General features: G+C 65.3%; 26 protein-coding genes and 1 tRNA gene. 10 read left to right on the top strand and 17 right to left on the bottom strand.

Annotated elements, in window-relative coordinates:
• Positions 1-9 precede the first annotated feature (9 nt).
• From ACFC2Y_RS06775 to ACFC2Y_RS06755, 5 genes are read right to left on the bottom strand one after another with little or no spacing between them, the layout of a single operon-like run.
• Positions 10-1,050, bottom strand: a complete 1,041-nt coding sequence (locus ACFC2Y_RS06775; protein ID WP_375174010.1) for a TonB family protein — start codon at positions 1,048-1,050, stop codon at positions 10-12.
• Entirely contained in the window at positions 1,047-1,439 is a 393-nt protein-coding gene (locus tag ACFC2Y_RS06770; protein WP_375174011.1) for an ExbD/TolR family protein, read from the bottom strand. Before ACFC2Y_RS06770 ends, ACFC2Y_RS06775 begins: the two co-directional genes overlap by 4 nt.
• Positions 1,436-1,789, bottom strand: a complete 354-nt coding sequence (locus ACFC2Y_RS06765; protein ID WP_375174418.1) for a biopolymer transporter ExbD — start codon at positions 1,787-1,789, stop codon at positions 1,436-1,438. The genes ACFC2Y_RS06770 and ACFC2Y_RS06765 overlap by 4 nt, the downstream gene beginning before the upstream one ends.
• A 25-nt stretch (positions 1,790-1,814) precedes the next feature.
• Positions 1,815-2,471, bottom strand: a complete 657-nt coding sequence (locus tag ACFC2Y_RS06760) for a MotA/TolQ/ExbB proton channel family protein (RefSeq protein ID WP_375174012.1) — start codon at positions 2,469-2,471, stop codon at positions 1,815-1,817.
• Entirely contained in the window at positions 2,468-2,896 is a 429-nt protein-coding gene (locus ACFC2Y_RS06755; RefSeq protein ID WP_375174013.1) for a hypothetical protein, read from the bottom strand. Before ACFC2Y_RS06755 ends, ACFC2Y_RS06760 begins: the two co-directional genes overlap by 4 nt.
• A gap of 366 nt (positions 2,897-3,262) precedes the next feature.
• Here ACFC2Y_RS06755 and ACFC2Y_RS06750 point away from each other — a divergent pair, with 366 nt between their 5' ends.
• On the top strand, positions 3,263-4,759 hold the full coding sequence (locus ACFC2Y_RS06750) for a calcium-binding protein (protein WP_375174014.1): 1,497 nt from the start codon (positions 3,263-3,265) through the stop codon (positions 4,757-4,759).
• A 128-nt stretch (positions 4,760-4,887) separates the two neighbouring features.
• Here ACFC2Y_RS06750 and ACFC2Y_RS06745 read toward each other — a convergent pair whose 3' ends face one another.
• The 6 genes from ACFC2Y_RS06745 to ACFC2Y_RS06720 all read right to left on the bottom strand — a co-directional run bounded on the left by ACFC2Y_RS06745 (position 4,888) and on the right by ACFC2Y_RS06720 (position 12,169).
• Positions 4,888-5,610 (bottom strand): response regulator, encoded by a 723-nt coding sequence (locus tag ACFC2Y_RS06745; RefSeq protein ID WP_375174015.1) that lies wholly within the window; start codon positions 5,608-5,610, stop codon positions 4,888-4,890.
• Complete coding sequence (locus ACFC2Y_RS06740) at positions 5,610-8,237, bottom strand: PAS-domain containing protein (RefSeq protein ID WP_375174016.1); 2,628 nt, start codon at positions 8,235-8,237, stop codon at positions 5,610-5,612. Before ACFC2Y_RS06740 ends, ACFC2Y_RS06745 begins: the two co-directional genes overlap by 1 nt.
• 247 nt (positions 8,238-8,484) lie before the next feature.
• Positions 8,485-8,560 (bottom strand) — tRNA-Thr (locus tag ACFC2Y_RS06735).
• A 45-nt stretch (positions 8,561-8,605) separates the two neighbouring features.
• Positions 8,606-10,108, bottom strand: coding sequence for a heme biosynthesis protein HemY (locus tag ACFC2Y_RS06730; protein WP_375174017.1), 1,503 nt, complete (start codon positions 10,106-10,108; stop codon positions 8,606-8,608).
• 12 nt (positions 10,109-10,120) lie between these two features.
• On the bottom strand, positions 10,121-11,404 hold the full coding sequence (locus ACFC2Y_RS06725) for a mitofilin family membrane protein (protein ID WP_375174018.1): 1,284 nt from the start codon (positions 11,402-11,404) through the stop codon (positions 10,121-10,123).
• 48 nt (positions 11,405-11,452) lie between these two features.
• Positions 11,453-12,169, bottom strand: coding sequence for a uroporphyrinogen-III synthase (locus tag ACFC2Y_RS06720; RefSeq protein WP_375174019.1), 717 nt, complete (start codon positions 12,167-12,169; stop codon positions 11,453-11,455).
• Positions 12,170-12,242: 73 nt separating this feature from the next.
• Between ACFC2Y_RS06720 and tsaD the strand changes: the two genes are divergently transcribed.
• From tsaD to ACFC2Y_RS06695, 5 genes are all read left to right on the top strand, one after another.
• Positions 12,243-13,331: a tRNA (adenosine(37)-N6)-threonylcarbamoyltransferase complex transferase subunit TsaD gene (gene tsaD / locus ACFC2Y_RS06715; RefSeq protein WP_375174020.1), complete on the top strand. Its 1,089-nt coding sequence runs from the start codon at positions 12,243-12,245 to the stop codon at positions 13,329-13,331.
• Positions 13,328-14,284: an NAD(P)H-dependent glycerol-3-phosphate dehydrogenase gene (locus ACFC2Y_RS06710; RefSeq protein ID WP_375174021.1), complete on the top strand. Its 957-nt coding sequence runs from the start codon at positions 13,328-13,330 to the stop codon at positions 14,282-14,284. The genes tsaD and ACFC2Y_RS06710 overlap by 4 nt, the downstream gene beginning before the upstream one ends.
• 2 nt (positions 14,285-14,286) lie before the next feature.
• The gene (locus ACFC2Y_RS06705; protein ID WP_375174022.1) at positions 14,287-14,559 is read left to right on the top strand and encodes a YciI family protein; all 273 of its coding nucleotides are present in this window, start codon (positions 14,287-14,289) and stop codon (positions 14,557-14,559) included.
• On the top strand, positions 14,559-14,972 hold the full coding sequence (locus ACFC2Y_RS06700) for an EVE domain-containing protein (RefSeq protein WP_375174419.1): 414 nt from the start codon (positions 14,559-14,561) through the stop codon (positions 14,970-14,972). Before ACFC2Y_RS06705 ends, ACFC2Y_RS06700 begins: the two co-directional genes overlap by 1 nt.
• Positions 14,973-15,062: 90 nt before the next feature.
• Positions 15,063-15,458 carry a DUF1761 domain-containing protein gene (locus ACFC2Y_RS06695; protein WP_375174023.1) on the top strand — a complete coding sequence of 132 codons (396 nt, stop codon included), beginning with the start codon at positions 15,063-15,065 and terminating at the stop codon, positions 15,456-15,458.
• A gap of 136 nt (positions 15,459-15,594) precedes the next feature.
• Here ACFC2Y_RS06695 and ACFC2Y_RS06690 read toward each other — a convergent pair whose 3' ends face one another.
• From ACFC2Y_RS06690 to ahcY, 3 genes are all read right to left on the bottom strand, one after another.
• Positions 15,595-15,936, bottom strand: coding sequence for a DUF2853 family protein (locus tag ACFC2Y_RS06690; protein WP_375174024.1), 342 nt, complete (start codon positions 15,934-15,936; stop codon positions 15,595-15,597).
• Between the two features lie 134 nt (positions 15,937-16,070).
• Complete coding sequence (locus ACFC2Y_RS06685; protein WP_375174025.1) at positions 16,071-17,180, bottom strand: NADH:flavin oxidoreductase; 1,110 nt, start codon at positions 17,178-17,180, stop codon at positions 16,071-16,073.
• 159 nt (positions 17,181-17,339) lie between these two features.
• Positions 17,340-18,728, bottom strand: coding sequence for an adenosylhomocysteinase (gene ahcY, locus ACFC2Y_RS06680; protein WP_375174026.1), 1,389 nt, complete (start codon positions 18,726-18,728; stop codon positions 17,340-17,342).
• Between the two features lie 246 nt (positions 18,729-18,974).
• On the opposite strand from ahcY, the gene ACFC2Y_RS06675 reads away from it, so the two are divergent.
• Together ACFC2Y_RS06675 and ACFC2Y_RS06670 are read left to right on the top strand one after the other, a co-directional pair.
• Positions 18,975-19,571 carry a hypothetical protein gene (locus ACFC2Y_RS06675; RefSeq protein ID WP_375174027.1) on the top strand — a complete coding sequence of 199 codons (597 nt, stop codon included), beginning with the start codon at positions 18,975-18,977 and terminating at the stop codon, positions 19,569-19,571.
• Entirely contained in the window at positions 19,568-20,050 is a 483-nt protein-coding gene (locus ACFC2Y_RS06670; protein ID WP_375174028.1) for a GNAT family N-acetyltransferase, read from the top strand. The genes ACFC2Y_RS06675 and ACFC2Y_RS06670 overlap by 4 nt, the downstream gene beginning before the upstream one ends.
• A gap of 5 nt (positions 20,051-20,055) precedes the next feature.
• Here the strand turns inward: ACFC2Y_RS06670 and ACFC2Y_RS06665 are convergent, their stop codons facing one another.
• The 3 genes from ACFC2Y_RS06665 to ACFC2Y_RS06655 form a co-directional block, all read right to left on the bottom strand.
• Positions 20,056-20,460, bottom strand: coding sequence for a hypothetical protein (locus ACFC2Y_RS06665; RefSeq protein WP_375186121.1), 405 nt, complete (start codon positions 20,458-20,460; stop codon positions 20,056-20,058).
• Positions 20,461-20,579: 119 nt separating this feature from the next.
• The gene (locus ACFC2Y_RS06660) at positions 20,580-21,128 is read right to left on the bottom strand and encodes an ActR/PrrA/RegA family redox response regulator transcription factor (protein ID WP_375174030.1); all 549 of its coding nucleotides are present in this window, start codon (positions 21,126-21,128) and stop codon (positions 20,580-20,582) included.
• Between the two features lie 85 nt (positions 21,129-21,213).
• Positions 21,214-21,843, bottom strand: a complete 630-nt coding sequence (locus ACFC2Y_RS06655; RefSeq protein ID WP_375174031.1) for an SCO family protein — start codon at positions 21,841-21,843, stop codon at positions 21,214-21,216.
• A 131-nt stretch (positions 21,844-21,974) separates the two neighbouring features.
• Between ACFC2Y_RS06655 and regB the strand changes: the two genes are divergently transcribed.
• Both regB and ACFC2Y_RS06645 read left to right on the top strand, forming a co-directional pair.
• Positions 21,975-23,372, top strand: a complete 1,398-nt coding sequence (gene regB / locus ACFC2Y_RS06650; protein WP_375174032.1) for a sensor histidine kinase RegB — start codon at positions 21,975-21,977, stop codon at positions 23,370-23,372.
• 86 nt (positions 23,373-23,458) lie between these two features.
• Positions 23,459-24,985, top strand: a complete 1,527-nt coding sequence (locus ACFC2Y_RS06645) for a PAS-domain containing protein (RefSeq protein ID WP_375174033.1) — start codon at positions 23,459-23,461, stop codon at positions 24,983-24,985.
• Positions 24,986-24,988 lie beyond the last annotated feature (3 nt).

The following is a 24,988-nucleotide window of genomic DNA, read 5'->3' as shown; positions in this document are numbered from 1 at the left end:
GTCCGCTGCTTACCGGAACTGGATCGGAACCGAGAAATTGCGCTGCGCCCCTGCGGGCGGGCGCGGGAAGGGCGCGGCGCGGCGCACCATGGACAGGGCCGCCTTGTCGATCTGCGGCGATCCGGACGAGCGGGCCAAGGATACGGAGCCGAGACCGCCGGACGGCGTGACGGAAAAGGCGACATAGGCGGTGCCACGACGCCCGACCGAGGGCTTGCGCACCCGTGCCAGTTTGCGGCTGACCAGACCGGGGTAGTTGCTGGCGGCGGCATTTCCGGCCTCTGTCCCGCGGGCATTGTCGACGCCCTGGCTTTTGGCCCGGGCGTTTTCGGAGCCGGAGACAGAGCCCGCCTTCGCCGTCTGCTCCGCATTGCCCTGAGGCGCCTGTTTCGGCTTGGGCTTGGGTTTAGGCTTGGGCTTCTCCGCGCGTTTGATCGGCGTTTCCATGGCCGGGTCGCGCATCACCGGGCGCTTCGACATCTCGGTGATCGGGCCATCGGTCTGGGCGGTGATGGTTTCCGCCGGCTCCGGGACGGGGGCGGTTTCGACGGGTTCGGGCTTTGCGGCCTGCAGCGCCTCCGGTTCCGCCGGGATCGGGTCCGGCTGTTCGGGGACGGCGGCCAGGGTGCCCTCCGGCGTGACCGGGACAAGGGCCGCCATCTGCTCCGCCTGCGGGGTCTCTACCGGTTCGGCATGTTCGGTATTCTCCACCGGCTCCGCCTGTTCGGCCGTCTCCACCGCTTCGGCTTCAGTCTCGACAGGTTCGGCGGTCTCGACTTCGGTGATTTCCGTTTCCGGCTCGATTTCTTCGGCCTCGGGGGTCTCCACCGGGTCGGGATCGACCTCTTCGGTGATGTCCTCGGCCGGTTCAGGTGACATCGTCCCGGCGCTCATGTCGGTGAAGCTCGACCCGATCTGGGCGGTCTGCCCGCCTGCGGCCCCTTCGACCAGGATCGGCTCGTCGCGGTAAAGGGCCAGGGCCACAGCCGCATGAAGAGCCCCCGCCGTCGCCAGGGCCAGCAGTTTGCCAGTGCGGGATCCGGCGATCATTCGAGCCCCCGTTCCGTCACGATGATGACCCCCGTCGCGCCTGCCTGACGCAGATCCCGGGCCAGCGCGACCAGTTGATCGGCAGGCAGATTGCGATCGGGGACCAGACGCACGGGGCCCGCCTCCGCCACCTCGGCCCGTTGCGCAGTGACATAGCCCGCCGCATCCGCCACATCCTCGCCGCGATAGCTGAGCCGCCCGTCCGGGTGCACGACCAGCGCGTCGGGCGGCGAAACACCGTCGAGGTCCTTGGTGTCCACCAACTGCAGATCCTTGTCGAGCGGCGCGGCCAACGTGCCCGCGACCATGAAGAAGACCAGCATCAGAAAGACGATGTTGATCAGCGCGATGGTCGGTTCGCGGCGTTGCCTGCGGCGCGCGGGTTTCATGATCCGCTCCCCAGAACCGTGGCGGAGACCCCGCTGATCCCCCGCAGGCTCACCATCAGGTCGGTCAGGCGCTGCGCCGTGACCTCCGGCGCCAGGGCGACGATCAGCTGGCGCGGGGTTTCGCTGTCCGCTTCGGGCGCCAGGGCCTCCGACAGGCCGTCCAGCGCCAGGGTTTTGCCATTCAGGCTGAGCGTTTCGGGCGCAAGTCGCAGAAAGAGTGGCGGTCTGGCGGCCACCCCGCCCGCAGAGGCGCCGGCGGCGGTCAGTTCGACCTCCGCGAATTTCGAGAAGGTCGAGGTGAGCATGAAGAAGAGCAGCAGCAGAAAGATCACGTCGATCAGAGACGTCATCGACATGCGCGTTGCCCGGCGCGCCTTACGCATGGGCGAGCGCGCCCTCGGCCTCTTGGCTGGTCGTGTGGCCAAGCGGGGAGAGGATCGTCTGGATCGCGCGGCCCGCGATCACCCGTTCCGCATCCATCCGCCCCTCCAGCCAGCTGAGCACGACCGCCGTCGGCATGGCGACGACAAGGCCGACCGCCGTTGTCAGCAGCGCGACCCAGATCCCGCCCGCCAGGATCGAGGGATCGACCTGCGAGCCCGCATCCTGAAGCGCCTGAAACGCCTCGATCATCCCCAGAACCGTGCCGAACAGACCTAGAAGCGGGGCCAGTTGCGCCACGCTGTCCAGATACCGCAACCCGCGTTCCAGCCCGGCAAAGCGGATCTCCGCCTCGGCCTCCAGCCGTTCGGAGGTGCCGGAGCCGACACCGGCGGTAAAGGCCATGTCGACCACCGGGGCCAGGTAGCTGGTGGATTTGCCGAGCGCCTCCCGCGCGGCGGCGCGATCCCCCCGGTCCCAGGCGTTCACCGCCTGTGTCAGCGCCTTGTGCCGCCCGACACCCGCGGCGGCAAACTGCCAGATCTTGTAAAGGACCACGGCCAGCGTCACCACGGAAACGGCGATCAGGATCATCACGACCGGACCGCCGATATCGGCGATGCGGGCCAGGGCGTTCAGCAGATCGGTCATCCCACGACCTCGATCTCGGTTCGGCTGGTCAGTCCGAGGTCGCGCGTGCAGGCATCGGGGCCGAGCCCGCCAGACTCGCAGGTCTGCGCCCCGTTGAAGAGGATCTGCCCGATCGCATCACAGGGGGTTCCCGGGATCACGAACTGACGTACCCGCGGACGGCCCTGGGGCAGCACCCCGAAATCGAACAGGGTCAGCCGGTTCACCTGGCCGGATGCGTCGAAGATCACGGTTTCGAAGACGGCCTTGCCGATATCCTCGTCATGGGAATTGACCACCACGAAGGACAGTTTGCAGGCCTCCTCCTGCGGTTGGGCGGCGTTCAGCTCCACCGACAGGCGGTGTGTCGTGTCCTGCGCCAATGACCCTGTCGCCGCCGCCGCCACGACCAGTCCCGTGCAAAGTGCCCTTGTCAGAATTGTCATCTCAACCGCCTTTCGTTCCATTTTTCCATGGCGGGAGGCCCACCCCGTCATGCCCGTTTTCGATTACTTGACTAAAAAGGTCAATAGTTCGGTCCCCCCGTTTGTGACCGATACCGGCACCCGGGCGGACGCGGGGCCACTTGTCAGCCCCGGCCCTTTCGTACCGAGATTGTCTCGGTCTGTTTCAATTGTGTCCGGTCGCGAACTCCAACGCCTCCGCCCGCTACAAAACTTACAAAAAGGCCGCGCCCAGACGTCAGACGGATACATCGCAGGTCCATTACCCGACCCAGACCCAAGACGCTTTGCCCGCTTCCGAATGCCGTGGCGAAGGTCTTGGGCAGTCATTTGTAAAGGACCAGAGACATGGCATCCAAACTGTTCAAGTCATTCTACACCACCACCGCGTGGAAACCCAAAGCCGACAAGACCCGGATCGACGAGACGGGCGAAGAGGACAGCCTTCCGCCGCTGACCACGGCGACCCGCCTGCCCACGGTGAACCCTGTCGATCCGGTGGACGACCCCCGGGACCACGACGGCGGCCGCCCCCCGTCGGACGACCAGGACCCTGCCCGCGAAGGCCTGGCGAAAGGACCTTTCCTGTCCGAGACCGCCAACATCTTTGCCCGTTTCCAGACGAAAATCATCGAACCCGGCTTCCTGGCCCAGACATTCGCCAACGGGTTGATTGTCACACCAGGCAATAACTGGGTCGACTGGGCCGGAACGGATGAGTTTCAGGGCTCCAACACCGTCGACAAGGCCTGGGGCCTGTGGGGGGATGACGATATCTTCCTCTACGATGGCAATGACGTCGCCTATGGCGGCGCGGGTAACGACCTGCTCCACGGCGGCCGTGGCGACGACGACCTGTACGGCGGTATCGGCAACGATGTCATCGCAGGCGACACCGGCAACGATATGCTCGACGGCGGAGACGGCAATGATGTCCTGGAGGCCGGTCGCGGCGACGACTTCGTTTACGGCGGTGCAGGCAATGACGACATCGAATGTGGCGACGGTCGCGATGTCGTGCTCGCGGGTGACGGCGACGACTGGATCGAAGGGCAGGACGGCAAGGATCTGATCTGGGGCGAAGACGGCAACGATACGATCCTCGGCGGCGACGGTGACGACAAGACCTTTGGCGGCCTTGGCAACGACCTGCTGCAGGGCGGCCTGGGCGATGACCACATGGAAGGCGGCGGCGGCAATGACGTGTTGGTCGGCGATCTGGGCAACGACCGTATGAACGGCGGCGCCGGCAACGACATGATGAACGGAGACGCCGGCAACGACCAGATGGAGGGATACGACGGTGACGATATCATGTCCGGCGGCCTAGGTAACGACGAGATGTATGGCGGCAACGGCAACGACCAGTTGGAAGGTGGCGCGGGCGATGACACGCTTCTTGGCGACAGCGGGGCCGATGTGATCTACGGCAACGCCGGAAACGACTACATCAATGGCGGCGCCGGCAATGACGTCATCCATGGCGGCACGAACAGCGCAGGCGACATCGGGGACTACCTGAACGGCGCGTCCGGGTATGATGTCTTCCACTTCAATATCGGCGACAGCGGCGGCGCGACGGACCCGATGGATGTGGTCGGCGATTTCGTCTCGGACGGTGACCTGCTGCTCTTCGAGGGGTTCGGCGTGACCTCCTACCTTGGCGAGCAGAACGGTTTCTCCGGCGCGCCGGGGGCCGAGGCCTATTTCGAACACACGCAGAGCGATATCTACGGCGATGTCACGAATGTCTATCTGCGTGACGCAAACGGGCTGGAGGCGGATCTGTCCCTTTGTCTGCTCGGCCATATCGATCTGACGGCAAACGATCTGTTCATCGTCTAAGAGGTTGAGGCGGGGGCCCTGCGGCCCCTGTCACCGCGCCAGGGCGTGGCAAGGATGCGCGGGGGGGGATCCCCGCGCATTTTTCATGGCATATCTGGGGGTCTGGCCGCCCGTGGCTGCATGGCGCGTCAGTCGAAGATATAGCCGATCCCCCGGACGGTCCGGATCGCTTCGGGTTTTGTCGGGTGTTTCTCGATCTTGCGGCGCAGGCGCGAGATCCTCAGGTCGATGGACCGGTCGTAGTGTTCCCACCCCCTGTCGTGCGCCTGCTCCAGCAGCTGGTCGCGGTTCAGGACACGCCCCCGATTGCGGGCAAAGACGCGGAGCAGCTGAAACTCCATCGCGGTGATCATGATCTCTTCGCCATCCGGGCCGAAGAGCTTCGCACCGTCGAGATCAAGCTTGCAGCATCCGAAAGGCACCGTCCCGGCAGCCGGTTTTTCGACCGATGTGTCCGCGGGAGGGTCAAGGAAGTCCTGCCTGCGCAGGGCGGCCTTGACCCGAGCCTCGAGCTCCCGCAGGTCCACCGGCTTCGTGACGTAGTCGTCGGCGCCCATTTCCAGCCCGATAATGCGGTCGACCACGTCCGCAGCAGCAGACAGCATGATCACCGGGACCCTGGAGGTGACGCGCAGATTGCGCAGCGCCGTCAGGCCATCCGTGCCCGGCATGTTGATGTCGAGGATGATCGCATCGGGCGGCTCCTGCTCCAGAAGCGCGGCGAGTTCATCTGCGTTCGCCGCTTCGATTACGCCGTACCCGCGTTCGCCGAAATATTCGGAGAGCATCTCCCGCAGGTGAGCTTCGTCATCGCAGACGAGGATCGTCTTCTTGCCCTGCTCTGTCGTCACTACCTCTGTCCTTTCCCAAGAAGCCGGTCCAGCAAGGCCGCCAGATCATCCTGCGCGATCGGCTTTTCCAGGTACGGCCGGTCCGTTTCGGACAGGAACTGCTGCACCTTCTCGCCCATGGTATCGCCGGTGATGAAGGCGACCCGCGTGGCATAGTCCGGCATGTCCCGCCGAAGCGTTTCATAGAATTCGTCGCCCCGCATGCCCGCCATCGTGAAATCGCTCAGCACGACATCGAAGGGCTCGCGCTCCAGCAGGCGGAGCGCCTCGCGGGCATCCTCCACCAGGACCGGCTCGCAGCGGAGTTCTTCGAGCATGTCGCAAATCAGCTCTCCGACGGTGAGTTCGTCGTCCAGGACAAGGACTTTGGTGCCCGCGATCTCGATGGTGTCGGCGGTTTGATCGGGACCTGACGTCGCCGGGCGGTCATGCACATCGAGCCGGACGAAAAAGCTGGTGCAGTCCCCCTCGCGGGACGTGACCTCCAGTTTGCCGCCGTGGGCATCCACCACCCGATGACTGAAGGCGAGCCCGATTCCGGTTCCGTCCCCGACGCCCTTGGTCGTGAAGAAGGGCTCGAAGATCCGCGCCAGGATGTCCTCGGGGATGCCGGGCCCGTTGTCCCTGACCTCCACCACACAATGCTGATTGGCCTCGTCCAGGAAGGACCGGATGAGCAGATGCGCCTGATTGCCGATCGGGGCGAGCGCATGTTCCGAATTCACGATCAGGTTGGAAAAGACCTGCACCAACTGATCGGCGTCGCCAAGGACCGGCGGCAGGGCGGGGTCCAGCTCGGTCTCGATGCAGGCGCCGTTGGCGCGCAAGCCGTAGCCTGCCACCTCCAGCGCCGTCGTCGCAATCTCGTTCAGCGAACAGGGTTCGAGCTTGGCGGGCCGCTGCCGCGCCATGGCCAGGAAGGCCCGGACGATCCGCGCGCTGCGGTTGGCCGCCTCGGCGATCCGGTCCACCCGTTTGGACAGGACCGGATCAGCGATCTGGCCCTCCAGCATCTGGGCATATCCGACGATGATCGAGAGCGGATTGTTAAGCTCGTGCGCGACACCGGCCAGCAATTCCCCCAAGGCCGAGAGCTTCTCCGCCTGATGGGCCATGTCGCGCTGCCGCTGCAGTTCTTCCTGCATGGCCAGCAACTCGGAAATGTCGCGGGTCGAGGAGACGATGACCTGTTCGCCTTTGTACTCCGTCACCCGCGCCGCGGTCAGACCCTGCATGATCGACCCGTCGCCGCGACGGAACTGGACCCGGTAATCATCGAGCGAGCCGGTCGGCAGAAGCGCGTCGAGATAGTGCTGCCGGTCCTGCGGATTGAGGAAAAAGCTCAGCGTCGAGTCGATATCGCCAAAACGCTCCCGCGAGGGTGGCGGGCAGTAGATGACCTTGCCGTCGTCAATTCTGGACACCAGGAAATTCGCCGGACAGGCCTCGACGATCTTGCGCAGCAACAGATCCGCCTCGCGCTGCTCCTCCTCCGCCCGGCGCTGCTCCGTCACGTCCATGAAGGAAATCAGGTAGCCCTCCGTCTCGGTCCGGTGCGCCGAGATCAGCAGGATGCGCCCGTCTGCCAGATGGGCCGTCTGCTTCTTGCCAAATCCCCTGACGAAGCGCACCAGAGCGTCGCCCAGACCGTCGCCCGACAACCCTTCAAGCGCCACGATCGCGCCCTCGCGGACAAGCCGATGCAGACTGTCGTCGATCGTTTCGCCCAATATCGGCGCGGGTATTCCGGCGAAGAGGACGCTGTTCCAGGCCCGGTTGCTCAGCACGAACCGGCCCGCGCGGTCGAACATGGCGAGCCCCTCGTCCAGGGACTGCACAGTGTCGTTCAGGGTCTGAAGGCTCCTTGCCTCCGCCTCCTTCAGCGCGGTGGTTTCGGTCACGACGACCACACGACCGTTGTCGGCGGTGACCGCGCGCTCGACCAGGAAATGGCGTTCACTGTGGAACCTGACTTCCATCGGTTCCAGCGACGCGCGCTGCCGCCTGATCGCCTCGGCAAAGACCTGCGGTCCCCGGTGGCCGACGTCTTCGCCCGAAATGGCCGCGATCTGCGGGGCAAGCACCATGAACCGCTCCTCATCGGACAGGTGGAGGATTTCGGCCGCTGTCAGACCGAAGGGGGCCGCGAAGGCGTCGTTGCAATGGGTGAACTGACCGTCCGGCCCCTCGATCGCCACGCCGACCGGCAGCCTGGCCACGGCATCGGTGAACAGCCGTTCGGCCCGGAACTGTTCGGTCACGTCAACGAGGGTTCCCGCGATGCCGCCATCGCGCAGACGCGACAGCCTGATCTTCTTGCGCGCACCACCGGGCAGCTCCACGTCCAGCTCCAGCGTACCGGCGTCCGGTATCTCCGCGATGGCCTGCGTGAACCCGTCGACCGTCGCCAGTTTGCCCTTGATCTGCCCGCTGCTCAGGGCGGTGGCAACAATGTCACGCAGGTGCGCGCCCGGGACGAGCACATGGGCCTGCGGTCCCAGCACCTCGGCGAAACGCCGGTTGGCCAGTACGAGACGCTGGTCGCAATCAAAGACAATCAGCGCTTCGTCCAGGACATCTGCCGCGTCGAGAAACATGGCGCTCGCGTTGCGCGGTTGGTTGTTCATATCCGTCGGCATCCCCTTTGGCATGGCAATCGGACCTGCGCGCCGGTCGCGCCGCAATAGAACACTGATACCACCCTGCGGTCACCTTACCCCGACACTTTGTCAGTTCATGCTCGCCAATTGTTTCAATTGTATCAAGCACAGGCTGCAAGGACCGCAGACGTTCTGCGTCCAACCGTTCGAAGGCTTGATCATCTGGAGCAGGGATCACACACAACAGCTCCGGAATTGCTGTCGCTGTTTGAAGTGGTGCCGCTGAAGGGACTCGAACCCCCGACCCCATCATTACGAATGACGTGCTCTACCAGCTGAGCTACAGCGGCCCCGTGAGGCGGCGCTATAGCATTCCGCCCGGGCAAGGGAAAGTCCTATTCTTTCGGCTTTTCCGGCTCTTCCGGGGGGGTGGTTTCGGATGCGGGGTCCTCGACGATCTCGGCGTCTTCCGGCGTCGGCCCGGTGGCGGGGTCGCGGGGGGATGCGGGGCGCTGGTCCTCGATTTCTCCGACGATGAGGGGCAGCATCGCGGTGCCGACCGGGCTCTGGTAGTCGGTGGCGGGCCCCTCTTTCCAGGCCAGGGTGTCGAAGGCGCCGCAGTTGTCGCAGATGGGCGCCCAGTGGGCATGGATGTGGTGGCAGTTCTCGCAGGTCCATTGCGGGCCGCGCGGGGCGGTGACGGCGCGGGCCAGCCAGCCTTTGACAATCGCATCAGCCGCACCTTCGCCGCGTTCGATGGCGGCCATGATGGTCAGCGTGCGGGCGTCGGGCCTTTCGGCCGCCAGATCGCCGAGGGCACGGCGGGCTTCGGGGAAATCCTCGGCGGCGATGTACAGCTCGGCCATCAGCAGGCGGGATTCGCGATGGTCGGGGGCGGTTTTGACCAGCTGCTGGAACCGCTTGAGCCGCGCTTCGGGGGTTTCCTCGGGTTCGATGCGGGCAAAGGCGGCGGCGAGGTCGGGGTGCGGCGCGGCCTCCCAGGCTTTCTTGAGGACCCGGGTCGCATTTCGCTTCTGATCCTTGGCGATATAGCCCTCGGCCGCGAGGACGGCGGCAGGGATCAGATCGGGCGACAGCTTGTTGGCCTCGATGGCCGCCTCCCGGCTCTCGATCGTTGCCGTGTCATCCAGCACGCCCTTGGCCTCCGACAGGGCCAGGACCGCATCGCGGCGGCGGTGGACGTCGCGCGGCAGGGTGCCGTGGCGCAGTTTCGCTTTCAGGGTGGCGCGGGCGGCCTTCCAGTCGCCGTTCTGCGCCTGCAGACGCAGCAGGGTGTCCTGCACCTCCTCATGGCCGGGCTTCAGGGCAAAGGCCTTTTCCGCAAGCGCCATGGCAGTGGCCGTGTCGCCCTCCGCCAGCTTCTGTTTCATGATGCCGCGCACGCCGACAAAGCGGGTCTTTTCGTTGTCCAGCAGCTTGCGATAGGCCTGATCGGCCTTGGCCTTGTCGCCGACCTGCTCCGCCGCCTGGGCGGTCAGCAGGGTGGTGAGTTCCGGACGGTCGAGATAGCGATCCGCCTTGGCCGCCTTAGACAGGGCCTTGCGCCCCTCGCCGGAGGCCAGGGCCATCATCCCCTCGCTCAGCGCGTCAAAGCCCTTCTTCTCGCGGTTGCGGTCGAAATACCGCGACAGCGCCGTTTCATCGCCGTTGATGAACCGCAGCAGGGCGATCAGAAGGCCGAAGAGTTTCAGGAACAGCCAGACGCCCAGGATCAGCACGACGGCCGCGATGACGGCCTTGATCGGGGTCAGGTTGATCTCGATCCCGCCCATGGCGATGAGGACCCCGCCCTCCATGTCCAGCAGGTAGGAGGCGCCGAGGGTCGCGGCAGCCACCAGCGCGACGAAAACCAAAATCTTGACGAGAGACCAGAGCATCGGTGGCGTTCCTTAGTTCGTATTCAGTTCGGCCATCAGGCCCTGGGCCGCACCGGTCGCGGCGAGACGGGTTTCGGCGGCGGCCACCCAGGCCGAGAGCGCCTGCTGCGCCTCGGGCGGCAGGGTTTCGATTTCCTGCAGTGCGGTCTCCAGATCGCCGTCGGCCAGGGCCGCTTCGGCGCGGGAGAGGATGGCATCGGGGTCGTCGCCGTCCTTCGGTTCCAGCGACCGGATGCCAAGCTGCGTCTTGAAGAAATCCCCGACGGAGGAGGTGCCACCGCCGCGGGTCACGGCCAGGGCTTCGCGGGCTGCGGCGGGGAACTCGCTGCGCAGGCGCGTCAGGGTCGGGGTGCTGTCCGCATTGTCGGTCAGCGCCTGCGGCACGGCGACGCCTGTCGCCTGAAGCTCGGCCAGGGGTTCGCCGTAGCTCTGCCCGCTGTCCATGGCAGAAAGGATCCGGGTCAGGGCGGCGCGCGCCTGGGTCTGGCTGGATTCCTCGTCGGCGGCGGCGCGCATGTCCTGGGCATTGGCCAGCATGGTTTCGACCTCTTCGCGCTGCGCCCGCATCGCATCCTGCAGGCGGGTCAGCTCATCCTCGTAGGCCTGCATGGCGGTCTCGGAGACGGCATTTTCCAGCGGGGCTTTCTCCAGCTCCGTCATGCGGCCAGTCATGGCCTCCAGATCGGCGGAGAGCGCGTCGACCCGCGCGCTCAGATCGGCGATGGCGCTGGCATTGTCCTGCGCCGCTGTCTCCAGGGCGGAGGTATCCGCCGGGGCTGGGATGGCGGATTTGAGATCGGCGATCGCGCGCTCCTGCGCCTCGATCCGGGGGGTCAGGTCCTGCCCCTGGGGCAGTTGCATGGCGGCGATGAAGCCGACGGCGGCGGCGACGACCCCGCCCAGAACCATGGGGATCACCCCGCCGCGTCGCTCGGTTTCGGTCGTCGCTACGGGGGCGGCCTCCCTGGGTTGCTCCTGCGGATCGCTTGGCGGACTATCGCTTGGCTCCGGCTCCCCGGTGGATTTGTCCTCAGCCGCGTCGTCTGGCGCCACGGTATCTTCTGCGGGGTCGTCCGCCCGGGGGTCGGGCAACTCTGCTCCGCTCTTGGGCGGTTCCGGCAGGGTGATGCTGTCGGCATCCTCCGCACTATCAAAGGTCTCGAGCCGGGCATCGGCCGTGGGGTCCTCCGCCGTGTCCACAAGGGTGTCCTCACCCGAAACGGAGAGCGCCGTATCCTCCTTCGGAGCGGCGGCGGTTTCGTCCGTGGGCTTTGCTGGTTTCTTCCCGGAGGCCAAGAATGAGTCCTTTCGAATCCCTACTTTCGCAAATGCAGCAATCTCAACTTAGTGCGGGCCTGCCATCCCCTCAACCCGCCGCAGGGTCGCAAGCACCGCACGGATCATGGACGGGGCGTCCGGCGTATCCGCGATGATCCTGTTTTCCGCGTCCACATCCCCTGCCGCGCGGTCGACCGCAGCGCTGATTGCGACCAGGTGAAGCGGCGCGCGGGGGCTGGCGCAGGCGGCAAGTCGGGCGGCGGTCCGGGCGGAATAGAGTGGCACGATCACATGTCGACGATCCGCCAGCAGCGCCTGCGCCTCGGCCGTCAGCTCCAACAGGGTCTGGCGATAGATCACCGCCTCTTGCGCCTGTATCCCCGCCTCGGCCAGCCGGGGGGCGATGTCGGTGTGCACGACCTCCCCCCGCAGGTGCAGCAGGGGGGCATCAGGCGGGTCGCGCAGCAGGGCGGCGATCAGCGCCTCGGCATCCCCGCCGACGGCGCGGGCCTCCAGCCCGGAGTCCCGGGCCGCCTTGGCGGTGGCGCTGCCGATACAGACGGCCGGGCGGGGCGGGCCGCCCAGATCGGCATAGGCGCGCACGCCATTGCGCGAGGTGAACAGCAGCGTGCTGGTATCGGCCATGTCAGGCAGGGGGCCTGTGGTCGCAATCTCGACCAGCGGGCTTTGCACGACCGGCAGACCGGTCGCCTTGGTCAGTGCCGCCGCTGTTGCCGCGCCGTCGGGCGCGGGCCTTGTCACGAGGATCGTCGGACGGCGCATCTGGGCCTCGCCATTGTTTCAGCCACCTCGCGGTGTTACCTGCGGACGATGGCAACTGCAATCGGAACCCACGGTGCGGATACATACCCTTCTCGGCCTGGAAAGCTCCTGTGACGATACCGCTGCCGCGGTGGTGCGCGGCACCCCGGGGCGGGCCGAGGTTCTGTCGTCGGTGGTCGAGGGGCAGACGGGACTGCATGCGCAATTCGGCGGGGTCGTTCCGGAAATCGCCGCCCGCGCCCACGCGGAACGGATGGATATCGTCGTCCGGCGGGCGCTGGACGAGGCCGGGCTGGATCTGGGCGGGATCGACGCGGTGGCCGTCACCGCCGGACCGGGCCTGATCGGCGGGGTCATGTCCGGCGTGATGTGCGCCAAGGGGATCGCCGCGGGGGCCGGTCTGCCGCTGATCGGGGTCAATCACCTGGCCGGTCACGCGCTGACCCCCCGGCTGACCGATGGCGTGGCCTACCCCTATCTGATGCTGCTGGTCTCCGGCGGGCATTGCCAGTTTCTGCTGGTCCGCGGGCCGGAGGATTTCACCCGCCTGGGCGGCACGATCGACGACGCACCGGGCGAGGCGTTCGACAAGACCGCGCGCCTGCTGGCCCTGCCGCAGCCCGGCGGCCCCTCGGTCGAGGCGGAGGCGTCCAGGGGCGATGCCGCCCGCCTGCGCTTCCCCCGCCCGCTGCTGGATCGGGAGGGGTGCGACATGTCCTTCTCCGGCCTCAAGACGGCGCTGCTGCGGACCCGTGACAGCCTGATGGACAACGGGCAGTTGCGGGCGCAGGACCGGTCCGACCTCTGCGCCGGGTTCCAGCAGGCGGTGGTCGACGTCCTGGTCGAGAAAACGCGCCGCGCCCTGGCGCTCTACCTGGCCGAAGGGCCGGAGGTGCCGATGGTGGCCGTGGCGGGCGGTGTCGCCGCCAACAAGGCCATTCGGGCCGGATTAGAGACTGTTTCTGCGGAAATGGGCGTCGGTTTCGTCGCCCCGCCGCTCGCGCTTTGCACCGACAACGGGGCGATGATCGCCTATGCGGGGCTGGAGCGGTTCGCGGGTGGCGCACGGGATGACATGACACTGGCGGCCCGGCCGCGCTGGCCGCTGGACAGGGCGGCGGCGGGAATGCTGGGCGGCGGCAAGAAGGGGCCGAAAGCATGATTTCCGTGATTGGCGCCGGGGCCTTCGGGACCGCCCTGGCCATCTCCATGGCGCGTGGCGGGGCGCAGGTGACGCTCTGGGCCCGGGATGCCGCGCAGGTTGCCGCGATGCGCGATGGTCGGGAAAACGCGACCCGCCTGCCCGGCATGACCTTTCCCGAAACCCTGCACGTGACCGAGGATGCGACGGACCTGCCCGATGGCCCGGTCCTGCTGTCCGTGCCCATGCAGATGCTGCGCACCGCCCTGCGCGACCTGCCCGATTTCGGTCCCCGCCCGCTGGTTGCCTGCTGCAAGGGGATCGAGCTGAGCACAAGGCTGTCCCCGACGCAGGTGATTGCCGACATGCGGCCGGATGCGCCGTCCGCCATCCTCACCGGCCCCTCCTTCGCGCAGGATATCGCCCGTGGGCTGCCCACGGCGCTGACCCTCGCCTGTGCCGAGGATGGCATCGGGCGGAGCCTTCAGAAAACGCTGACAACCCAGAACATCCGCATCTATCGCACCACCGACGTCCCGGGGGCGGAGATCGGCGGCGCGGTGAAGAACGTCATGGCGATTGCCTGTGGCGCGGCCATCGGAGCCGGGCTGGGCGAAAGCGCCCGCGCCGCCCTGATGACCCGCGGCTATGCAGAGATGCAGCGGATGGCGCTGGCCCTGGGCGCGCGGGCGGACACGCTGGCCGGTCTGTCGGGTTTCGGCGACCTCACCCTGACCTGCACGTCGGAGCTGTCGCGGAACTATCGATACGGCCTCTCCATCGGCAATAGCGCCGAGTTTGACCCTGATATCACCGTCGAAGGCGCCGCAACTGCGCGGGCGCTGCAGGCGCGGGCGCAGGCCATGACGCTTGACATGCCCATCACCGATGCTGTGGTTGGCCTGATCGACGGAACGCTAGGGGTGCGGGATGCGATGACCCTGCTGCTGTCGCGCCCGCTGAAGGAGGAATAGCGATGTTTTACGCCCTGATGGCCCATGACAAACCCGGCGCGCTGGAGGTTCGCAAGGCCAATCGCGACGCGCATCTGGCCTATATCAAGGAGACCGGCGTCGTGACCCAGGCCGGGCCTCTGCTGGATGATGCGGGGCAGATGTGCGGATCGCTGGTGATCCTCGACCTGCCCGATCAGGCGGCGGCGGAGGCCTGGGCGGCCAGTGACCCCTATGCCAAGGCGGGCCTCTTCGAGCGCGTCACCCTCACCGCCTGGAACCGGGTGATCGGATGATGCGCTACTGGCTGTTCAAATCCGAACCGGACACCTGGTCCTGGGATCAGCAGGTGGCGCGCGGCGACAAGGGCGAGGAATGGGACGGGGTGCGGAACTACCAGGCCCGGAACTTCATGCGCGAGATGAAGCTGGGGGACCGGGGCTTCTTCTACCATTCGCAAAAAACGCGGGAGATCGTCGGCATCGTCGAGGTCTGCGCCGAGGCCCATCCCGACAGCACCACGGATGACGACCGTTGGGACTGCGTCGACATCCGCGCGGTGCAGGCGCTGCCCACCCCGGTGTCGCTGGACCAGATCAAGCAGACCCCGGAACTGGCCGAGATGGTGCTGGTGCGGAACTCGCGCCTGTCGGTGCAGCCCGTCTCGCAGGAGGAATGGACGCTGATCTGCCGGATGGCCGGCCTTTGACGCGCGGATCGGACAGGCGCATCGAAACGCTAGGCAAAATAGTTGAACTGCGCCTAGACTGCTGCTGAAACGCGCAGCAGGGAGAGTGAGATGGGCGTAGTTGCAGTATTGGTGGCGGCCCTTGCGGGCTTTGCCGTGGGGGCCGTCTGGTACATGACCCTGGCCAGGCCCTGGATGAAAGCGGCGGGCATCCCGGTCGATGAGAACGGTAAGCCGGTGAACGGCGCATCCCCCCTGCCCTTCGTGATTTCCGGCATCTGCATGATCCTCGTGGCCGGCATGATGCGGCATATCTTTGCCATGGCCGGGATCGAAAGCCCCGGCGGCGGTCTGGTCGCGGGCCTCGGGGTCGGCGCCTTCTTCATCACACCCTGGGTAGCGATGAATTATGCCTATGCGATGCGGCCGCGGAACCTGACGCTGCTGGATGGCGGCTATTCGATCCTCGGGCCGGGGGTGATCGGGCTGGTTCTGGGCCTCTTCTGAAACGGAAAGGACCCGGCGCATCGGCCGGGTCCCTCACTTACCCCTCGGGTCACTCCCACCTTCGGAATGGCCCGAGTTTATCTCAATCGGGACGAAGCGCCAAACGCCCCTTTCTTAAAAGATCAGTCAAAACCCGTCAGCCGTAGACGGATTCCTTTTTAAAGTGCTTCACCAGCATGTAGTAGACCACCGCGCGATACTTGTTGCGGTTGGACTGGCCATAGGTGTCCAGAACACTCTTGATACCCGCCATCAGATCGGGGCTGTCGGCGAGGCCCAGCTTTTTCATCAGGAAGTTCTCCTTGACGGTCTCAAGCTCGCTTTCCTGGCTGCCCGCGACGGTCGAGGCATCGTCGTTGTAGATCGCCGGACCGCAGCCGATCGTCACCTTGGTCAGCAGGTCCATATCCGGGGTCATCCCGCATTTTTCTTTCAGGTCCTCGGCATATTTCGCAATCAGCTCATCGCGCTTGCCCATGGTCGTCTCCCTCATGTCCACTTAACACACTGTAATTAGATGTGTTTTTCACAACACTCTCGATTCTATACCGGGCGGAGCGCGAAATGCGAAAATTTTTCTGAAAATTTTGTCCGCCGCGGATATGCGCCGCCTCAGTAGAGGGTCTCCAGCATTTTCTTTTCGTAGGCGGCGAGGCTGTCGAACTGGCCCGCGGCGACCTGATTGGCCCAGTCCGGATTGGCGATCAGGGCCCGGCCGACGGCGACCAGATCGAACTCGTCCCGCGCGACCCGCTCCAGCAGGTTGTCGATGCTGGCGGTTTCGGCAGCGCGGAAGCCCTTGGTCCCGTCGTCGGGCAGGAAATCGGCGTTCAGCCCGACGCTGCCCACGGTGATCGCCGCCTTGCCGGTCAGCTTTCGGGTCCAGCCGGCCAGGTTCAGATCGCTCCCCTCGAATTCCGGTTCCCAGAACCGGCGGGTGGAGCAGTGGAAGATATCGACCCCCGCCTCGGCCAGCGGTTGCAGGAAAGCGCCCAGCTCCTCCGGCGTTTCGCAGAGGCGCGCGGCGTAGTTCTGCTGTTTCCATTGGGAATAGCGGAAGATGATGGGAAACTCCGGCCCGACGGCGGCACGGACAGCGCGGACAATCTCCAGCGCGAAGCGGGAGCGGGCGGCGAGATCGCCGTTATAGGTATCGTCCCGCTGGTTGGTGCCGTCCCAGAAGAACTGGTCGATCAGATAGCCATGCGCGCCGTGGATCTCGACCGCGTCAAAGCCAATGGCCTGGGCATCCGCCGCGGCCCTGGCAAAGGCGGCGACGACATCGTCGATATCCGTCTGAGTCATGGCATGGCCCACGACCTTGCCGGGGACGGCCATGCCACTGGGACTGTAGCCGGGGGTGTCGCCGCCGGGGGTCACGCCCGGACGGCGTATCGCACCGACATGCCAGAGCTGCGGGGCGATCTTGCCACCCGCCTCATGGACGGCATCGACGACCTTTTTCCATCCGGCCAGGGCGTCGTCGCCATGGATGTTGGGCACGTTCGGATAGCCATGGGCGGCGATGTGATCGACGCAGGTGCCCTCGGTAATGATCAGGCCGACGCCGCCTTCGGCCCGGCGGCGGTAGTATTCTACAACCTTGTCGTTCGGGACATTGCCGGGCGAATAGGTGCGCGTCATCGGGGCCATGACGATCCGGTTCTTCAGGCTGAGCTTGTCCAGCTCCACCGGTTGGAAAAGGGCGTCTGCTTGGGTCATGTCACGCGGTCCTCTGAATCCTGACGTTTGTCCGTCTGGGCATTGATAGGGACCCGGCCCAAAGGTGCAACCGGATTCCGGCCGTGTGATCGCACGGGAAAGGGAGCCGCCCCGCAGGTGGCAGCGGGACGCTTGTTCCCTGACTCAGACAGGCCGGGATCAGTAGCGGTAGTGTTCCGGCTTGAACGGGCCTTCGGGTTTCACGCCGATGTAGTCGGCCTGTTCCTTGGCCAGGGTCGACAGCTTGACCCCGATGCGGTCGAGATGCAGGCGCGCGACCTTTTCATCCAGATGCTTGGGCAGGATGTAGACCTTGTTCTCGTACTCACCGCCCTTGGTGAACAGCTCGATCTGCGCCAGCACCTGATTGGTGAAAGACGCGGACATCACGAAGGAGGGGTGCCCGGTGGCGTTGCCGAGGTTCAACAGGCGGCCCTCGGAGAGCAGGATGATGCGATTGCCGTTCGGCATCTCGATCATGTCGACCTGTTCCTTGATGTTGGTCCACTTGTGGTTCTTGAGGCTGGCGACCTGGATTTCGTTGTCGAAGTGGCCGATGTTGCCGACGATCGCCATGTCCTTCATCGCGCGCATATGCTCGATCCGGATGACGTCCTTGTTGCCGGTGGTGGTGACAAAGATGTCGGCGGTTTCGACCACATCTTCCAGCGTTGTCACCTGAAAGCCGTCCATGGCGGCCTGAAGGGCGCAGATGGGGTCAATCTCGGTCACGATGACACGGGCGCCGGCGCCCTTGAGCGAGGCGGCGGAGCCCTTGCCCACGTCGCCGTAGCCGCAGACCACGGCGACCTTGCCGGCCATCATGGTGTCGGTGGCGCGGCGGATGCCGTCGACCAGCGATTCCTTGCAGCCATACTTGTTGTCGAACTTCGACTTGGTGACGGAGTCGTTCACGTTGATCGCCGGGAAGGGCAGCTGACCGTCGCGCACCAGCTGGTACAGGCGGTTGACGCCGGTGGTGGTTTCCTCGGACACGCCCTTGATCTGGTCGCGGGTCTTGGTGAACCAGCCGGGGGAGGCCTTCATCCGCTTGGCGATCTGTTTCTTGATCACCTCTTCCTCCTCGGAGGAGGGGACGGGGATGATATCCTCACCCGCTTCGGCACGGGCGCCGAGCAGGACGTAGAGCGTGGCGTCGCCGCCATCGTCGAGGATCATGTTGGGGCCGTCGTCGAAGAGGAAGGACTTGTCGAGGTAATCCCAATGCTCTTCCAGCGTCTGGCCCTTGATGGCGAAGACGGGCACACCGGCCTCGGCAATGGCCGCCGCGGCGTGGTCCTGGGTGGAGAAGATGTTGCAGGAGGCCCAGCGCACGTCGGCGCCAAGCGCGACCAGCGTTTCGATCAGGACGGCGGTCTGGATCGTCATGTGGAGCGAACCGACAATGCGCGCGCCCTTGAGCGGTTTGGCTTGCCCGTACTCCTCGCGCAGGGCCATCAGGCCGGGCATTTCGGTTTCGGCAATGTCGAGTTCCTTGCGACCAAAGGCGGCCAGAGAAATGTCCTTGACGATGTAGTCCTGTGCCATTGGGGCGCTCCGCTTCTTACAATGTCGGTTGGGCACTAGCATTCGCCCCGCAAGAGGGCAAGCTGACGGCCATGTGGCAAAGGTTTAAGCGGCACTGGTTAATAAATTGCGACACCACCGCGCGGTGTTTCTGGGCGACCTTGTTCACAATGGTTAACCCGGGGCCGTCTTGACGAAGGCCGGCGGCACGCATGGCGGTGACTTCCGGGAGCATCATGTTTATGCCTGCGCAAAACGGAGAGTGTGATGGTGAAACAGGCGCGCGCTTGGCAACGGATGCTTTCGGGTCGCAGGCTGGACCTGCTGGACCCGACGCCGGTGGATATCGAGATTGAGGATATTGCCCATGGCCTGGCCTTCGTGGCGCGGTGGAACGGGCAGACGCATGGGGATTTCGCCTATTCGGTGGCCGAGCATTCCCTGCTGGTCGAGGCGCTTTTCGCCAGGTTAGAGCCTAAAGCGGGTGCTGCGGCCCGGCTGACCGCGTTGCTGCACGACGCGCCGGAATACGTGATCGGCGACATGATTTCGCCGGTGAAGGCGGCGGTGGGGCCGGGCTACGGCGCGCTGGACGACCGGCTGACGGCGGCGATCCATATCCGGTTTGGCCTGCCCGCGGTGACGCCCGCGGCGCTGAAGAAGAAGATCAAGAAGGCCGACCGGATCAGCGCCTGGATGGAGGCAGTGCAGATCGCCGGGTTTTCCATCGGCGAGGCGGACAAGTTCTTTGGCCGTCCCGATCCTGCACTGACCGAGGGGCTGGATATCCACCTGCGCCCGCCGGTGGAGGTGCGCAACGACTTCACCGCGCGGCATGACGCGCTGCTGGGGGCCATGGCATGAGTCATGTGCGACGCGCCGGGGCGCTGGACGCCGCCCCGATGGCAGACCTGCTGAACGAGATTATTGCGGAGGGCGGAACGACCGCGATCACGGAGCCTGTCGACCGGGCCTATTTTCTGGATCGGTTCCGGACCCCGCAGTCGATCTGGATCGTGGCGGAGGATGACGCGGGCGAGTTGCTGGGCTTTCAGTGGGTGACTCCGCTGGAAGGCGAGCCAGGGCTGGTGGCGGAGATCGCCACCTTTGCGCGCATCGGGCGGACGGGGCTGGGCATCGGCTCCGCGCTGTTCGAGGCAACGCGCGCGGCGTGCATCGCGGAAGGCTACGACTGGATCCGCGCCAACATCCGCGCCGACAACACCGGCGGGCTGGCCTATTACCAGTCCCGCGGGTTCGAGGATTACGGGCGGATTGAGGGCTACCGGATGGCTAATGGCGAGGTCGTGGACAAGGTGCTGAAGCGGTACGAGCTTCGGTGAGCCGGTTATTTCTGTGCTCTCAGTACGGTTTTTGTTGCCGGTCGATCGGTCATCGGTTCCGCCGGTTTCGTCTCTGATTGAAGAGAAGCATCAGGTATCTCGGGCTCCCGGCTGAGGCTGACCTGACGCACGGCGGGGCGCGGGACGGCCTTGAGCACGGGCGAGGAGGGAGCGGCGGCCCCGGGGCGCCCGGCGAGCCTCTTTTCGATGGAGACAAGCGTTCTGCGCATGTCGGAGACGATCAGCACCGGCGCGATGAAGAGGACGGCAAAGACGAAACAGGCCGCCAGCGCGACCAGGGCGCCCACAGCCCCATTCCACAGGTATCCCGCACCACCGGCCCCGAGGAACAAAAGCCAGAGTGCGCCTGCCATGAGTTTTTCAAAAGACGATACGATCAGCCTGATCACCGGAGACTCCCTGATTGCGCGGCCCTATTTGCACGGGACGTCACCCGCCCGGGTCTTCCAATCACCGGGGGGCCGCCAAGTCCATTCAACTGGACGAGATCAGGGCGTGACGGCGGTAATCAGCGCGGGCTGCGTTTCGCCAGGATGCGCTGCAAGGTACGACGGTGCATGTTCAGGCGGCGGGCCGTTTCGCTGACGTTGCGGTCGCAGAGTTCATAGACCCGCTGGATATGTTCCCAACGGACGCGATCCGCGCTCATCGGGTTTTCGGGGGGCGGGGGCAGTTCGTCGCCCCGGGCCAGAAGGGCGTTGGTGATGTCGGTGGCGTCGGCGGGTTTGGCGAGGTAATCGGTCGCGCCGATCTTGACCGCGGCGACGGCGGTGGCAATGGCGCCATAGCCGGTCAGCACGACGATGCGGCTGTCGGGCCGTTTCTCGCGCAGCACCTCGACCACGTCGAGGCCGTTGCCGTCCTCCAGCCGCAGGTCGCAGACCGCATAGGCGGGGGGCCGGGCCGTGGCAATGGCTTTGCCTGCGGCGACGGTTTCAGCGGTTTCCACCTCGAAGCCGCGCTTCTCCATCGCCTTGGCGAGCCGCTTCAGGAACGGTTCGTCGTCATCCAGCAACAGCAGGGACCGGTCTTCGCCGAGGTCGAGCTCTTCCGTCATGCCATGGGTCTCCCACTGGGACGCATTTTGCGCAGTTCACGGGTTGTAGCCCGCCCCTCCGACAGCGTCAAATATTCCTGATCTTCTATCTGGCGTCCATGAAACAGGCGGTGGCTTCTGCCATCTGTTCCGGTGTGGTGTCGCGGCGGAAGAATTCCACAAAGCCCTCTTCGGGGAAGACCAGATAGGTGAAGGTCGAGTGATCGACGAGGTAGTAGTCTTCCTCGCCCTCTTCGGTCGGCTGCTTCTTGAAATAGGTGCGGTAGGCTTTGCTGGCGGCCTGGACCTGCTCCATCGAGCCGGTCAGACCAACCATCCGGGGGTGGATGTAGCTGGTGAAATCGTCCAGTTGCTGGGGCGTGTCCCGTTCCGGATCGACGGTGATGAAGATCGGCTTGACCATATAGCCGTCGTCTTCCAGCAGGGTGACGGCCTGGGCGTTGCGGGCGGCGTCGTAGGGGCAGATGTCGGGGCAGTAGGTGTAGCCGAAATAGACCAGCGAGGGCTGGTCGATCACCTGGGTGTCGGTCACGGTCTGCCCGGTCTCGTCCACCAGGGTGAAGGCCCCGCCGATCTGACCCGCGCCACCGGCGATTTGCGAACTGCGGCAGGCGGCGAATTTATCGGCACCCCCGGTGCCCATGGAGACCAGCCAGATCACGACGGACAGAATGGCGATCGTGGCGGCGGCGGCAATTGCGTAGATGCGGGTCATCAGACACCTTTCCATCAAAGACATCGCCCGGCGGTCGCCCGGGCGATCCTGGCGCGGCGATTGCGGAGCTTTGGGTGCTTATCTATCAATGAGCGGCAGACAATCAATCGGGACAGATGGGCGCATCCGGCATGGCAAGCAATGAATTCGATGTGCTGAAGGGGCAGGAGCGCGGCAACTGGATCCGCCTGCGCACCCTCATCCTGCTCAGATGGGGGGCGATCGGCGGGCAGCTGGCCGCGCTGTTGGTCGCGCGCGAGATCTACGGGCTGTCGCTGGAATACGGGCTGTGTTTCCTCGTCGTCGGCACCTCGGTCATCGGCAACCTCGTGGCGAGCTTCATCTTCCCGGAGAACAAGCGCCTGTCGGAGGTCGAGAACCTGTTGATGGTGCTCTTTGACCTGCTGCAACTCTGCGCGCTACTCTATCTGACGGGGGGGTTGCACAATCCGTTCTCGATCCTTGTCGTGGGGCCGGTGACGGTGTCGGCCATGGCGCTGACCGGACGGTCGACGCTGTTCATCGGTACGGTCGCGATCGTGATGGCCACGCTGTTGACGGAGTTCTATCTGCCGCTGAAGACGGCGCAGGGGTTCCATCTGAAAATCGCCGATCTTTTCGTTTTTGGTCAATGGCTTGCCATTGTCATTGCCATTGTGTTCCTGGGCATCTATTCGCGCTGGATCGCGACGGAACTGCACTCGATGTCGGATGCGCTGCAGGCGACGCAGATGGCCCTGGCGCGGGAACAGAAACTGACCGATCTGGGCGGAGTTGTCGCCGCCGCGGCGCATGAGCTGGGCACGCCGCTGGCCACGATCAAACTCACCTCCTCCGAACTTGCGGATGAACTGGAGGACCGGCCGGATCTGGCCGAAGACGCGCGGCTGATCCGGGAACAGGCGGACCGGTGTCGTGACATCCTTAGGTCCATGGGGCGGGCGGGCAAGGATGACCTGCATCTGCGTCAGGCCCCCTTCACCACCGTGATCGAGGAGGCGGCCGAGCCGCACCGAGACCGCGGCAAGGTGATCCATTTCGATTTCGGGCCGGACACTGACGGGTCGGACATGCCGCCACCGATCCTGCGGATGCCTGAACTGATCCACGGGGTGCGCAACCTGGTGCAGAACGCGGTGGATTTCGCCTCCGCCAACGTCTGGGTCGAAGGACGCTGGTCGGAGGATAAGATTTCCCTGCGGATCATGGATGACGGGCGCGGCTATGCCCCGCAGGTGATGGGCCGGATCGGCGACCCCTTTGTCCGCCGTCGGCGCAGCGCACCGGACAGCAGTCAGAGGCCCGGCTACGAAGGCATGGGCCTGGGCCTGTTCATCGCCAAGACCCTGCTGGAGAGGACCGGGGCGGAGCTGAGCTTTGCCAACGGGGCGGACCATTTCGGCATGGTCGGCGCGAGGTCCGAACGCACGGGCGCGGTCGTCGAAGTGGTCTGGCCCCGCAGCAAGATCGACGCGCGCGATGGTGATATGCCTGTTCCCACTGGGAAAAACCGGCTGATCGCCCCCTGATGCGACTTGGCGTCAAAAAATGATGGCATTAACGGAATGTTTACCTATCATAAGTTGAGTCACGAAAGTACTTTTGGGGAAGTTGCGTGTCGATTGGTCTTGCAGAGATCGGGATTGTTGTTGCGGTCTGTCTTGCCACTGCAGGGGTTGCCCTGGTCGGGCTGGCGATATGGACAAGGGCCGGGTCCTCTGCGGGGCGGGCACGCGGCGACGGGGTCGCAATCCGGTTCCTGGGCGGCCGGGTGGTCGAATCCGACCCGGGTTTTCTGCAGATCCTGACCCACAACGGCTGGGAGGGCAGCCCGGACAGCCTGCGCCGGTTTTTCTCCTTCCGGTTCCGAAACCTGCCCGCCCGCCTGATCAAGGACGAGGATTTCGAGGCGCGGTTCATGGCGCGCGACCCCGACGATACGGTCGTCCTTCAGATATCGCGGACCCAGGATGCGTTGCGGTTCGCCCTGACCCGCCCCGATGGACCCGCCGATATTGCCGATCACGTCCTGCGCTTTCGCAAACATGCCTCATGGCTTGCGGGGTGGGTGACCCGCTCTTCGCCGAACCCGGTCTGGGTCACGGATGATGAGGGGCAGGTGCTGTGGTCCAACCACGCCTATCGGGATCTGGCAAAGGATCTGGGGCGCGACGACGGCGGCGAGACCTGCCTGCTGGAGGGGCTCGACCCCATGCGCAGCCGTCCGGACCGCGAACAGCGGCGGTACCGGCTGCAATTCGATGCGGGTCAGCCGGACCGTTGGATCGATGTCTCGGAAAGCCGGGAAAACGGGATGCGGATGCAATATGCGGTGGATGTGACCGCCGTCGTCCAGGCCGAGGTCGCGCAGCAGACCTTTGTCCAGACGCTGACCAAGACCTTTGCCCAGCTGTCGACCGGGCTGGCGATCTTTGACCGCAACCGTCAGCTGGCCCTGTTCAATCCCGCGCTGGTCGATCTGACCGGGCTGAACGCGGAATATCTGTCTGGTCGGCCGGGTTACCTGTCCTTCTTCGACAAGCTGCGCGACGCCCATATGATGCCGGAACCGCGCAGCTATGCGAACTGGCGCGAGAGGATATTCGATCTGATCGCCGCGGCAGAGGACGGGCGCTATGAGGAAACCTGGACCCTGTCTTCGGGCGAGACATACCGGATCACCGGACGGCCGCATCCCAACGGCGCCGTTGCCTTCCTGGTCGAAGATATCAGCGCCGAGGTCACCCTCACCCGCCGGTTCCGTGAACAGCTGGACATGTCGCACGCGGTGATCGATTCACTGGACGAGGCGATCGCGGTCTTCTCGCCGCAGGGGGTGCTGAGTTATACGAACGCCGCCTACCGCGACCTCTGGGACATGGCCGAGGAGGACGGGAGACTGGATCAGACGGTCAGCGATGTGTCCCGCCTGTGGCAGTCGCATTGCGAGGCCAGCCCGGTCTGGGGCGACTTCCGGGACTTTGCCGTGGGGTTCGAGGAACGGGCGGATTGGGATGCCACGGTCGAAATGCGCGACGGCACAAGTCTGGATTGCCGGTTCCGTCCCTTGAACGGGGGGGCGACATTGGCCACCTTCCGGCCCAGGGCAAAGGTCCACGAGATGAAATTTCGGACCGCGTGACGG

Origin of the sequence: Pseudooceanicola sp., from assembly GCF_041987405.1 — a bacterium.
Lineage (GTDB): Bacteria > Pseudomonadota > Alphaproteobacteria > Rhodobacterales > Rhodobacteraceae > Pseudooceanicola.
The sequence above is the reverse complement of the archived record's forward strand: the minus strand, read 5'-3'. Positions and strand labels throughout refer to the sequence as shown.